Genomic DNA, 12,748 nt, shown 5'->3' on the forward strand with positions numbered 1-12,748 from the left:
TGTTGTGCTCTACCAACTGAGCTATCGAGTCATTACAGTGTGTTATTTTAACACTGGCCAACTTTTCTGTTAGCGGGTGCAAATATAAGATCATTTATTTATTTTTCAAGTCATTTTTACTATAAATTTGTCTTTTTTTTAAGGGTCAACTTTAAAGAAGTGACAATTAACGAATTAAGTTTTTTATATGATTGTATTAATTGGATATATGGGTAGTGGAAAATCCACTGTTGGTAAGGTTTTAGCAAATCAACTAAAAAAAGATTTCATTGACTTTGACCAGTACATTGAAGCCAAAGAACAACTAAGCATCCCAGAAATTTTCAAACAAAAAGGGGAGGTGTATTTTAGAAAGAAAGAATCCCATTATCTTGGTGAGCTTCTTAAGGGCAACTCAAATGCCGTAGTATCCCTAGGAGGAGGAACGCCATGTTTCGGAGATAATATGCAAACAATCATTGAAGCTACACCTAATGTATTCTATCTAAAATTATCAGTAGATAAGCTCATTGAACGATTACAACCTGAAAAATCATACCGCCCATTAATTAAAGACATTGCTGATGAAGATTTATCAGACTTCATAAGAAAGCACCTATTTGAACGTAATTTTTATTACCTGCAGGCGCACCATATTTTAAATGTTACAGAGCAGTCTGCAGAACAATGTGCAGGGGAAGTAATAGAGAAGCTATCTTAGATAAACCGCATCATTGCCTTTTTCAAAAACCACATCAACATGTTCCTGAAGAGAGGTTGAAAGAGAAATCCCTTTAAAGTCAGCCTTTACTGGATACTTTTTGTGATTTCTATCTACTAGAACGACGGTTTTTAATTTCTTAAGAGGAACATCTAAGAAATGACGAACAGCATAAATTAATGTGCTCCCGGAATTTAATACATCGTCCACCACTATAACGGATTTATTCTGGTACTCAGATTTATCAAGTGAGGTTATAATAGGTTTTAATGGATTGGTTTTATCAATAGTGACTTCACAAAAAATCGTTTTAATATCAGCTATTTCCTTAAAACACTTATCGATTTTTTTGGCTAGTTCCAACCCACTCGCAGCTATTCCAGCAATTACGATTTCATCCTCATCCACATAGGTTTCATAAATCTGATATGCTATGCGTTTAATTTTATGCTGAATTTCTTCGTGTGACAGAATTTTATTTTCCTGAGTTGTCATAACCAAAAATGTTTTTTCAAAGATAAGATTTAATGGTAAAATTTATGATGCTATTGCGAGGCTTTCTTAAAATAACCTACCATCAAATAATCAACTATTTTTCTTGCGGTCCATCATCCAAATAATCATCGATATCCCTACGATCTTTTTTAGTTGGGCGACCGCTTCCTTTTTTACGGTAATAATCCTTAGAGTATTGTAAAAGGTCTGAATGTTCAAAAGCTTCTTTCGGGGTGGTATCTACACGATAAATATCTACCAGCTTAGCACCTACGCGACTCTCAGGGATATCCAAAACAGTTAATTGATAATCAATTTGATTCTTACGCAGGGTGATTTTATCGGTAGGATAAACTTCTCTTGAAGGCTTTACACTCTGCCCATTCACCCGAACATGACCCTTCTTACAAGCCGTACTAGCAATATTTCTTGTTTTATAATAACGTACACACCACAAATATTTATCGACACGCATAATTGTAATTTAAAATATTTCGTTAAGGTTGAAGCAAAAATACTAGAAAATGGTATATTGCGCACCTGTATATGTGGAATATAACATTTAAGAAAGTAAAAGCAAGATTGATGAAGATAAAATTTGTAGGATTTGCCGCAGTGGCCCTACTAGCCCTATTGGCTTGTAACAACGATGATGATAGTAATAATGGACCAACCCTTAGGGATCTAACAGAGGTAACGGCTGAAAATGAGACAGATCTGCAGGCTTACCTAAAAACTCATTTTTACAATTACGAAGAATTTGAAAATCCTCCTGCGGATTTTGACTATAAGATTGTTTTTGACACCATCGCAGGTGACAATGCAGGGAAAACCCCACTTATAGAACGACCAGAACTCCGAGACACTGTGATCAAAATTGATGATGTTCCACAGAAAATGTATATGCTCATTGCTAGGCAAGGGGCTAGTGAAGAACACCCTTTGCTTGGAGATCAGGTAGTGGTAAAGTATGAAGCTAGTTATATGAATGGCATCGTACAAGACGCTTCCAATGTAGAGGTTTCATTTAATACCTTAGGAGGTTTAACAGAAGGCTTTGCGTGGTTTTGTACCAAATTAAATGTTGGGACAGGATATGATGCGGAAAATCAACCTGATGACGGGACTATCGTTTGGAACAATGATTACGGCATTGGCGCTGTATTTGTCCCTTCAGGACTTGCTTATTACAGTTCAGGTAATTACAACCCTTACATCTTTAAGGTAGATATGCTAGCCTATAGTCTTGCTGATCAAGATCAAATATATGATTTCAATACAAGGAGTTATATAAGTTCACCCGATGGGATTCCATCACGATTGGAAGACTTAAATGGTAATGGAGACCCTAGAGATGATGATAGTGATGGCGATGGTATTGCAAACTATTTAGATGCCGATGATGACAATGATGGTATTTTGACACTTTATGAATACGATGTACTTCCAGATAATAACAATAATGGTATCATAGATGAAGGTGATGGAGATGGTATTCCAGATGACAGCGACGGTGACGGTATTCCAGATTATTTAGATCCAGACAACCAGATTGGCAGCGGTAAATAAATTGCTGATAGCGTTTATAGACCCACTAGAGGGATAAAGATAAAACCTGCTTTAGCACGGTGCCTTGGCCAAAGCAGGAACATTTATGAAAACAAAAATGAATTCACGATTGTTTTTAACTATCCAATGAATTAACCGTCCATAAATTTCTAATGGGGCTAGTGACTAAAGAACACATAGTTTCCTATTATGTTGACCGTACAATGATTTACAAGCGTAGGGCGGGTTGTACGCGGGGCTCTTTAGTAATACATACGCTTTCAATTAGCTGGACTATCATTTATGTTACACATTTTACATAAAAGGGAAATGCAAGTAACATGCTACACTGGTGTACTACTTCTTTAGTGTAGCTTTTACAAAAGATAAATAGATTTAACGCTAGGCATGTAGCAACCTCTGGAAAATCCCATGAAAAATAGTGGATTATCTTATCCTAAATAGGTTACAGATTAAATTTCACCCCTGCGCCTAATACAAGTTGTCCTTCATCTATAATGACATATTTAATCTCAGCAAATGGCGTGATCCCACCGAGTTCAAAATTTGCACCAGCACCGAGATTAAGACCAAATCGACCATCGGAGGTATCCATATCAAATGGGTAAGAACCATCGTATTCTAATTTAACACTACTATAGTTCAGCCCACCAATAGCGTAGACGCCCATATCGGCTTGCGATACAAAATAGTAATTAGCATTGGCATTGACTTCAAACCAATTCATTTTAAAGCCAGATCCTTCCTTTGGTATATAGTAAATAAAGGATGGCGACACAGTTAAGTTTTCTATTACTGGAAACTCTGCATTTACACCAACGCCGAGGCTTTCAATTTCTGTCCCGTAGGCAATTAATGCTCCAAGTCTGATGTTTTCTTGTGCATTAGCAGAAAAGCTTAGACTTAGAAAAACGGTTAAAATTCCAGTGTTTTCCATTAGTCAATTGGTGGAAGGACATCCAGTTTTAGGAGAAGAAGCTACCAAGCAAGCGCTTCTTGAACACAGCAATCAAGCATCGATCATTCATCTCGCGACGCATACAGAGTTAGATAAGCTAAATCCCATGCTCAATAAAATATTATTCTCTAAAAATGAAGGATCTCACGAGCTTACCACCTCAGAAATTTACGGTCTAAACCTCCAGGCGGATATGGCGGTACTGAGTGCTTGTAATACTGGAACAGGTGTTTTTAAAGGAGATGGCGTGATGAGTATGTCGAGAGCTTTCACCTATGCTGGGACCTCGAGTACCTTGATGAGTTTGTGGAAGGTTCCAGATCAGCAAACATCTGAACTTATGATACTGTTTTATGAGTATCTCACGCAAGGTCAATCGAAAAGTGAGGCATTACAAAATGCTAAGCTATCCTATCTTGAAAATGTTCAATTCGATGAATTAGCACATCCTTTCTATTGGGCTGGATTTGTGCTCTCAGGTGATGATGCACCTATTAATTTTTCCCCTCCGTTTTGGAAAAAACCAGCCTTTATCATAGGCGCTGCGCTAGTGCTACTGGCCTTGCTGATGATCGTTTTTAAAAGGAAGAAGAATGCATCATAAATCTTACATGGACAAGATAGTCCATGTAAGATGCTATATTTTAGTTCCATTTTACATAAATTTGAGTACAAACTCAGCCATTTATATCGTAAATGGAAGCCTATTTAAATTCAAGCAAGGAAGCAGTCATGTCACAAAACAAACCGATACACGATAAGTGGAGTATTCTTAAACCCCTTTTTACCCCTTTAGAGGTCCCTGCCAAAACAGTGCTGTTAGCAGAAGGGAGTCTCTCAAAAAAAATGTTTTTTGTAGAAAAAGGGTGTTTGCGAACATGGGTTAACAGTAACGGTAAAGATATTACTACACAATTTTTCTTTGAAGGAGATGGTGTTTCTTCTATAGAAAGTTTTATGACAAACAAGCCCAGCTTATATACTATTGAAAGCATGGAGCCATGCATGCTACAAGTTATCACCCAAAAGGATTTTCAAGATACCCTTAATAATTCACAACAGCTAAGAGATCAGATGCTCGAGCATCTATACACTCGGCTTTTAAAGAGCCAACAGATTTTCTTCTCCTATTTAAAAAACACCCCTCAACAACGTTATGAAGAATTGTTGGCCAAACACCCAGAAGTGGTACAGCGGATCCCACAACATTACATAGCTTCTTATTTAGGGATCACCTCGGTATCCTTGAGTAGGATACGTAATAGACGATAGCGGTTTATTAACAATTGTTATCGTTTTTGATGCTTCTTTTTTCCAATTTTGAGGTCAAATCAATACATCAAAAATGGAACATAAGATCATACATGTCTTTAAGACATCTGTCAAGAATAAGGCTCACATTAGAAAATTAAAACTTCATCTAGATTTCAATTTCCACAACATACTTTGGAATTTTGACCTTGAAGATCGCGATAGAATTTTACGTATTGAGAGCCCAAAAAACATATCTAAAGCGGTTATAAACCTTCTCCATTCATACCATTTTGAATGTATTGAACTCGAGTAATTTAACTAGAAGGAGTGCTAGTACAATGCCTTTAGTTCATATTTTTTAAAAAGATAAATCGATTCGACTAAAAAGATACGATGTATCTCCATTGCTTTCTTTACGCTCTATAGTGCTTATTATCACTGGAATTCTCTTACTACTACATCTCTTTGATGGGCATACAGAAGTGGCACATGAGGTAATAGGAATCGGATTTATCACTCCAGTAGCCTTCCACATTAGACGAAATAGGAAGGGTTTAAAAATCCATTTTAGGCAACACGTTTTTATACCGGAAGTAATGGCTCTTGCCGCATTGACTTTATGGTTTATTTACCTGGAATCAAAGCAACTTTCATTAGATGCTCTTATTGTAGAAAAAACATTGAACGCCCATTAAAAGAATCCTTTAAAGTTCTGGATATATATACGATGCATTGGGCATAAAAAAGCTGGAGGACCAGGGATATATCCCTAGGGAATTAAAAATACTTAAGGATATTTAGGAGAAAAATGATACTGATCCACAAAGAAATTATCGAATTATTACTGAATTAAACAGTTTAAAATGAAGTAGGGAGATAGGAACGCAATCGCTATTTTCCTACTCCATTTATAATGCGTTTTTTTAAAATAATTAGGATGAAATCCTGGCGTTTTTCCAATGTTAAGCATTAAAATTTATAGGACAATCCCAGGATAAGTTGAGAAGGTCTGGTATCTAATCGAGGATTCCCCTCCACGCCAAGGATCTCTGCCTCGTTCTCACTAAATCCTCTCTCATAACGAAGGTCAAGACCCAGCTCATCGGAGAAGTTAATACCCGCCCCGATATTAAAACCAACGGTAAATTTATTTTTAACATCGGCTAAGGTGACATTTTCCAGTTCTGTATCGAGGATATATTGTAAAGCTGGTCCAGCAAAGATATGTACTGGATCAAGAATGTTCAGTCCAACAAGAAGTGGTATATCCAGCTTATTCATTTTAAAATCGTTGTCGTCATACTTAGAATTTAACCTGCTATAAGCCAGTTCAGGACGGAAATAAAGGGTCCCGAAATCCATTTTGCCAAAGACTCCGACATGAAAACCTAACTTTGAAACAGAATTAGAGTTCAGATTTCCAATACTTTCAGTAAGGTCTCCATTGGCACCAAAATTAAGACCACCCTTTATTCCAATACCAGAGCCTGTCTGCGCGTACGTAGTTACTCCTGCCAGTAGACAGAGGATTAAAATTGCTTTTTTCATTGTTTAGTTTTTACAGTGTTTCCTTACTAAACTGATTTTTAGCGTCTTTATTTTTTATTTTAACACTTTATTTTCGCCTTTAACAATTACTTGGTTAGGAGCGCTTTATCTTTTTAAAGGCGTTATTATCTACTTCCTGCATGTTGTTTGTGCTGCAGTAATTCATCAGGCACTTGTGAAATCAATAAAGCAGCGGTGTTATGGGTGGCGTTAGGTCTATAAAAAAGGGCCGCCAATTGGCAGCCCTAAACTTTAAGGAGATACAAACGACTTGGTACTTGCAACTAAGTAATTCGTATCTTACTATCGTGTGTTTTTAGAATTTATAAGACAATCCTAAGATAAGTTGCGATGGTCTTGTGTCAACCCTTGCATTTGGAACGTTTGCAAATTCAGCCTCATTGTCGCTAAATCCTCTTTCGTAACGAAGGTCCACACCTAATTGGTCAGAAAGATTTACACCAGCACCAATGTTAAAACCTACCGTAAAGTCATTTTTAACATCTTCGAGTTCGACATCCTCAAGATCCGTATCAAGAACGTACTGTAGAGAAGGACCTGCAAAAATATGAACAGGACCTAGAATGTTAAGACCAACAAGTAGCGGCATATCAAGTTTGCTCATTTCGAAATCACTTGTTACTTCTTCATAATCGTATTCAGCGTTTAGTTTGGTGTATACCAGCTCAGGTCTGAAATACAAAGTACCAAAGTCCATTTTGCCAAATACGCCTAGGTGGAAACCAACTTTGGAATCAGAGCTAATATCAATATCGCTGACAGTTTCTGATAAATCACCAGCTGCTCCGAAATTAAGACCACCTTTTATTCCTATACCAGTACCACTCTGTGCGTAGGTTACTGCTCCTGCCAAAAGGCAGATGATTAAAATTGCTTTTTTCATAATTGTTATTTTTACAGTGTTTTATTGTTAAACAGTTTTTTTTAATGTTTATTTTCTTTTTAACACTTTTGTAACAGCTTTAACAATTGCTTCACTGTTTAAACCGTACTTATCCATGAGTTGCGCTGGCGTTCCACTTTCTCCAAAAGTATCCTGAGTCGCCACAAATTCTTGTGGAGTTGGGTTGTTCTCAGCTAAAACTCTTGCAACACTTTCTCCAAGGCCACCTAAGTAATTATGCTCTTCGGCGGTAACCACGCAGCCCGTTTTTGCGACGGATTCTAAAATAGCTTCTTGATCCAATGGCTTAATGGTGTGAATATCTAGAATATCCGCTGAGATCCCTTGTTTAGCCAATTCTTCTCCAGCTAAAATGGACTCCCAAACCAGGTGTCCTGTTGCGATGATCGTCACATCAGTCCCGTCGTTGATCTTCACCGCTTTCCCGATTTCAAACTTTTGATCAGCAGGAGTGAAGTTAGGAACCGCAGGTCGCCCAAAACGTAGATAAACAGGGCCTTGGTGCTCAGCGATTGCAATCGTTGCTGCTTTGGTCTGATTAAAGTCACATGGGTTGATAACGGTCATTCCAGGAAGCATCTTCATTAGTCCGATATCCTCAAGGATTTGGTGCGTAGCACCATCTTCACCTAGGGTAAGACCGGCGTGAGAAGCACATATTTTTACGTTTTTATTAGAATAAGCTATTGATTGTCTAATTTGATCGTATACTCTTCCAGTTGAAAAGTTTGCGAAGGTACCAGTGAATGGAATTTTACCACCAATAGTAAGTCCTGCTGCAATCCCCATCATATTAGCCTCAGCAATACCAATTTGGAAAAATCGCTCTGGATTCTCTTTGATAAAATCTGCTATCTTTAACGAGCCCACCAAATCAGCACAAAGGGCTACTACATTTGGATTGGTGCGTCCAAGTTCTGTCATTCCAGCTCCAAATCCACTTCGGGTATCTATCTTTTCAGTATATGTATATTTTTTCATCTTTTATTTTTCTAGTGTTTTATAATGCATCTATGGATTTGTGACTTAATAATCACCCAAAGTTTCTGGGTTTTGCGCTAAGGCTTTTTCCAATTGTTCATCATTTGGAGCCTTTCCGTGCCATGCATGGGTTCCCATCATAAAGTCTACCCCGTTACCCATAACAGTATGTAATAAAATACAAACTGGCTTACCTTTTCCAGTTCTACTCTTAGCTTCTTTTAATCCTTTGATAACGGCGTCCAGATCATTACCATGGTGTAAATCCAGTACATCCCATCCGAAAGCTTCGAATTTTGCTTTTAAGTCTCCTAGAGGAAGAACATCCTTAGTGGCCCCATCAATTTGTTGACCATTGTAGTCGATGGTTGAAATTAGGTTATCTACATTGTTACCGGCAGCGTACATGATTGCTTCCCAGTTTTGACCTTCCTGAAGCTCCCCATCGCCGTGTAAGGAGTAGATGATATGATTGTCATTATTGAGTTTTTTTGCTTGTGCAGCTCCTATGGCTACAGACATTCCCTGTCCAAGGGAACCTGAGGCAACACGAATCCCCGGTAGGCCTTCATGGGTGGTAGGGTGTCCTTGTAAACGAGAGTTTAATAATCTAAAGGTATCTAATTCCTTAACTGGGAAGTATCCTCTTCTGGCCAATACACTATAGAATACTGGTGATATATGCCCGTTGGAGAGGAAAAACAAATCTTCACCAATTCCGTCCATGGTAAAATCATCTTTTATCTCCATGATCTCATTATATAAGGCTACTAAAAACTCAGTACATCCTAGAGATCCTCCAGGGTGTCCTGAATTTACCTTGTGTACCATCCTTACGATATCCCTTCTTACCTGGGTTGTTAAATCCTGTAGTTTCTGTGTGTCTGACATTGGTTTTTCTTTAATTTTTATCTACAACAAAAATAAAGTTTTAAAAATGTATAGCAAAGGATTTTAGTACAGTAATTCGGCTTATTTGTGATATATTGTGAGGATATTAATTAAACTTTAGCGATGCGCAGCAATTAACTTGTTATCTTTGCGGCTTCAAAATATAACGCTTGTGATAGAAAAGTAGAAGAGCCTATGGTTGTTGTACTTAACACAAGAAATATAAAAAACAGCGCAGAAGAAGCTACATGGATTTTAAAATTTTAGCAAAAGATACTGCAGGTAAAGCAAGAGCTGCTACCATTACCACAGATCACGGAACCATTGAGACGCCAATTTTTATGCCAGTGGGTACGGTGGCCTCTGTAAAAGGGGTGCATCAGCGTGAACTAAAAGAAGATATCAATCCCGATATTATATTAGGAAACACCTATCATTTATACCTCAGACCCAAAACCCCTATTTTGGAAGCTGCAGGAGGATTGCATAAATTCATGAACTGGGATAGAAACATCTTAACCGATAGTGGAGGTTACCAGGTGTATTCCCTTTCAGGAACACGTAAAATTAAAGAAGAAGGGGTGAAGTTTAAAAGCCATATAGATGGCTCTTACCACGTATTTAGCCCAGAAAACGTCATGGATATTCAGCGCACCATCGGGGCAGACATTATCATGGCCTTTGATGAGTGTACACCCTATCCATGCGACTATAATTACGCCAAGCGCTCTATGCATATGACCCATAGATGGCTTGATCGTTGTATAAATAGATTTCAGCAGACCCAGCCGAAATACGGCTACAATCAGACGCTGTTTCCCATTGTTCAAGGCTCTACTTATAAAGATTTAAGAATACAATCGGCAGAGTATATTGCCAATGCTGGAGCTCAGGGCAATGCTATTGGGGGACTTTCTGTAGGAGAACCTGCAGAAGAGATGTATGCCATGACCGAGGTGGTGTGTGATATTCTTCCGGAGGATAAACCGCGCTATTTAATGGGGGTGGGGACACCGATAAACATTTTGGAGAATATCGCTCTTGGAGTAGATATGTTCGACTGCGTAATGCCGACGCGTAATGCTAGAAACGGAATGCTGTTTACCGCTCATGGAACTATTAATATTAAAAATAAAAAATGGGAGGATGATTTTTCTCCGATTGATGAAATGGGTATAACTTACGTAGATACCTATTATAGCAAGGCATATCTAAGACATCTCTTTGCGGCCAATGAGTATCTGGGAAAACAGATTGCCACTATTCACAACTTAGGATTTTACTTATGGTTGGTTCGTCAGGCAAGAAAACATATCTTAGCAGGAGATTTTACGACTTGGAAAAACACCATGGTCAAACAAATGGACAAGCGATTGTAGGACCGTTTAAAAGGATGTATAAAACAATAAAGGAAAACCAAAAGGAAGCTTTACTAAAGTGAAAATAATAGACTGGTACATATTAAAACGATACTTACTTACCTTCTTTGCCATGATGGTGCTTTTTATCCCCATCGGCATTATGATTGATGTGTCGGAGAAGGTGGATAAGATGATTGCCAATGAAGCGCCAACCGAGGCTATCATTGGCTATTATATAGACTTTACATTTTACTTTGCCAGCTTTTTGTTTCCGATTTTTTTATTTCTATCCATTATTTGGTTTACCTCCAAGCTTGCTAACAACACCGAGATTATTGCCATTTTAAGCTCTGGGATTTCTTTTAGGCGATTTCTAAGACCTTATTTTATAGGGGCAACCATTATTGCCATCTTTTCTTTTTTTATGGGAATGTTTATCGTTCCAGATGCAAGTGAAGGGTATAATGATTTTTACATCACTTACCTTAAAGGAGGCCGAGACAAAGGCAGGGAAACCACCAAGGTATTCAATCAGATTAACAAAAACGAATTTATATACGTAAGTAGTTTTACCCCCAGTACAAAGATTGGGTATAATTTCACCCTAGAGAACTTTCAGGGAAATGAGCTTCAGTATAAAATAACTGCCAGTAATATTCGCTGGGTAGACAAAGACAGTACCTATCGTTTAAGCGGCTATATGAAACGTATAGTTGGAGAAGATAACGATATAATCATAAAAGAAAACCGACTCGATACCATATTTGATTTTGACTTAGAAGATTTAACGCCCGTTTCTTATGTGGCGGAAACTAAAAATCTCTTTGAGTTAAATGAATTTATTCAACAACAACGCGACAAGGGCGCTCCGAACATCAATACCTATTTGGTGGTGAAGTACAAGCGCTGGAGTTTACCAGTATCTGCATTTATTCTAACCATTATTGCAGTATCAGTTTCCTCCATGAAACGTCGCGGAGGTATGGGGCTTAATTTAGCCATAGGTATCTCTCTAGCTTTCATATTTATATTCTTTGATAAAGTCTTTGGAACACTAGCGGAACAGTCGGATTTTTCACCCCTTCTGGCCGTGGTGATTCCAAATTTGTTATTTGGTATACTCGCTATTTATTTACTTAATAATGCTAAACGCTAAATTAAAAAATTACCTCCTTCTACATTTGATTGTGTTTATTTGGGGGTTTACGGCTATTTTGGGAGCTTTGATTTCGTTGGATGCCATTCCTTTGGTATGGTTTAGAATGTCGCTCGCCGCAGTTTTTATTGGAATTTATGTGGCCTTTAAGCGCCTTAATCTAAGGGTGAGCAAAAAGCTATTAACGACCCTTATTATCGCAGGAGGGGTCATTGCACTTCATTGGATCACCTTCTTTATGGCAATTAAGGTATCTAATGTCTCAGTCACCTTAGCTACCATTTCAACGGGCGCTTTTTTTACGGCCTTTTTAGAACCCATCTTTTACAAGCGAAAGATGGTCTGGTATGAAATTATGTTTGGCCTTATTGTAATTGCTGGACTTTATATAATTTTCAATGTAGGAGCCCAATATAAACTCGGAATTCTTCTGGCTTTAGTATCGGCCCTTCTATCTGCCATATTCTCTCTTATAAACGGAAAACTAGTTCAAAAACTCGATTCCACCGTAATTGGGTTTTATGAAATTAGCAGTGGGGTGTTATTAATTACCCTATACCTTCTCTTTAATGGAGAGTTCTCCCTGGAGTACTTTCAGCTCTCAACTTCGGATTGGATGTATATGCTACTTCTCTCGAGCGTGTGTACAGCTTTTGCAATTGTAGCCTCTGTAAAGGTGATGAAGCTCATTAGTCCTTATACCGTTATGCTCACCATTAATCTAGAACCAATTTATGGTATTTTCCTAGCCTATCTTATCTTTGGTGACGCAGAAAAAATGAGTGAAGGCTTTTACGTAGGGGGCGCTGTGATTTTAGCCACAGTGCTGGCTAACGGGATTTTGAAGAACACCTTGAAAAGAAAAACAGCGATATCGCAAGACAAATAGTATATTGTTTTATATTTGTGG

15 protein-coding genes are annotated in these 12,748 nt (G+C 38.0%); 8 read left to right on the forward strand and 7 right to left on the reverse strand.

Annotation, left to right across the window (positions count from 1 at the left end):
- Positions 1-187: 187 nt before the first annotated feature.
- Positions 188-700 carry a shikimate kinase gene (locus tag I215_RS13050; protein WP_008992452.1) on the forward strand — a complete coding sequence of 171 codons (513 nt, stop codon included), beginning with the start codon at positions 188-190 and terminating at the stop codon, positions 698-700.
- On the opposite strand, the gene I215_RS13055 is transcribed toward I215_RS13050, so the two are convergent.
- On the reverse strand, positions 692-1,195 hold the full coding sequence (locus I215_RS13055; RefSeq protein ID WP_008992453.1) for a phosphoribosyltransferase family protein: 504 nt from the start codon (positions 1,193-1,195) through the stop codon (positions 692-694). The two genes, I215_RS13050 and I215_RS13055, sit on opposite strands and share 9 nt — an antisense overlap.
- Before the next feature lie 94 nt (positions 1,196-1,289).
- Positions 1,290-1,670, reverse strand: a complete 381-nt coding sequence (locus I215_RS13060; protein WP_008992454.1) for an RNA-binding S4 domain-containing protein — start codon at positions 1,668-1,670, stop codon at positions 1,290-1,292.
- 110 nt (positions 1,671-1,780) lie between these two features.
- On the opposite strand from I215_RS13060, the gene I215_RS13065 reads away from it, so the two are divergent.
- Positions 1,781-2,764, forward strand: coding sequence for an FKBP-type peptidyl-prolyl cis-trans isomerase (locus I215_RS13065; protein WP_008992455.1), 984 nt, complete (start codon positions 1,781-1,783; stop codon positions 2,762-2,764).
- A 445-nt stretch (positions 2,765-3,209) separates the two neighbouring features.
- Here I215_RS13065 and I215_RS13070 read toward each other — a convergent pair whose 3' ends face one another.
- Positions 3,210-3,701, reverse strand: coding sequence for an outer membrane protein (locus I215_RS13070; RefSeq protein ID WP_008992456.1), 492 nt, complete (start codon positions 3,699-3,701; stop codon positions 3,210-3,212).
- On the opposite strand from I215_RS13070, the gene I215_RS13075 reads away from it, so the two are divergent.
- From I215_RS13075 to I215_RS13090, 3 genes are all read left to right on the forward strand, one after another.
- Entirely contained in the window at positions 3,691-4,326 is a 636-nt protein-coding gene (locus I215_RS13075) for a CHAT domain-containing protein (protein ID WP_008992457.1), read from the forward strand. The genes I215_RS13070 and I215_RS13075 overlap by 11 nt on opposite strands.
- Before the next feature lie 128 nt (positions 4,327-4,454).
- The gene (locus I215_RS13080; RefSeq protein WP_040460449.1) at positions 4,455-4,994 is read left to right on the forward strand and encodes a Crp/Fnr family transcriptional regulator; all 540 of its coding nucleotides are present in this window, start codon (positions 4,455-4,457) and stop codon (positions 4,992-4,994) included.
- Positions 4,995-5,401: 407 nt separating this feature from the next.
- Positions 5,402-5,671: a hypothetical protein gene (locus tag I215_RS13090; protein WP_008992460.1), complete on the forward strand. Its 270-nt coding sequence runs from the start codon at positions 5,402-5,404 to the stop codon at positions 5,669-5,671.
- Between the two features lie 274 nt (positions 5,672-5,945).
- On the opposite strand, the gene I215_RS13095 is transcribed toward I215_RS13090, so the two are convergent.
- The 4 genes from I215_RS13095 to I215_RS13110 form a co-directional block, all read right to left on the reverse strand.
- Entirely contained in the window at positions 5,946-6,524 is a 579-nt protein-coding gene (locus tag I215_RS13095) for a porin family protein (RefSeq protein WP_008992461.1), read from the reverse strand.
- A 316-nt stretch (positions 6,525-6,840) separates the two neighbouring features.
- Positions 6,841-7,428, reverse strand: a complete 588-nt coding sequence (locus I215_RS13100) for a porin family protein (RefSeq protein ID WP_008992462.1) — start codon at positions 7,426-7,428, stop codon at positions 6,841-6,843.
- Positions 7,429-7,476: 48 nt separating this feature from the next.
- On the reverse strand, positions 7,477-8,430 hold the full coding sequence (locus tag I215_RS13105; protein WP_008992463.1) for a transketolase family protein: 954 nt from the start codon (positions 8,428-8,430) through the stop codon (positions 7,477-7,479).
- Positions 8,431-8,475: 45 nt separating this feature from the next.
- On the reverse strand, positions 8,476-9,321 hold the full coding sequence (locus I215_RS13110) for a transketolase (protein WP_008992464.1): 846 nt from the start codon (positions 9,319-9,321) through the stop codon (positions 8,476-8,478).
- A gap of 248 nt (positions 9,322-9,569) precedes the next feature.
- On the opposite strand from I215_RS13110, the gene tgt reads away from it, so the two are divergent.
- From tgt to I215_RS13125, 3 genes are read left to right on the forward strand one after another with little or no spacing between them, the layout of a single operon-like run.
- The gene (gene tgt, locus I215_RS13115) at positions 9,570-10,700 is read left to right on the forward strand and encodes a tRNA guanosine(34) transglycosylase Tgt (protein WP_008992465.1); all 1,131 of its coding nucleotides are present in this window, start codon (positions 9,570-9,572) and stop codon (positions 10,698-10,700) included.
- Positions 10,701-10,758: 58 nt separating this feature from the next.
- Entirely contained in the window at positions 10,759-11,838 is a 1,080-nt protein-coding gene (locus tag I215_RS13120) for an LptF/LptG family permease (RefSeq protein WP_008992466.1), read from the forward strand.
- Entirely contained in the window at positions 11,825-12,727 is a 903-nt protein-coding gene (locus I215_RS13125; protein ID WP_008992467.1) for a DMT family transporter, read from the forward strand. Before I215_RS13120 ends, I215_RS13125 begins: the two co-directional genes overlap by 14 nt.
- The last annotated feature ends 21 nt before the right edge of the window (positions 12,728-12,748 follow it).

The organism is Galbibacter marinus (assembly GCF_000300875.1).
In the GTDB taxonomy this organism is placed as follows: Bacteria; Bacteroidota; Bacteroidia; order Flavobacteriales; family Flavobacteriaceae; genus Galbibacter; species Galbibacter marinus.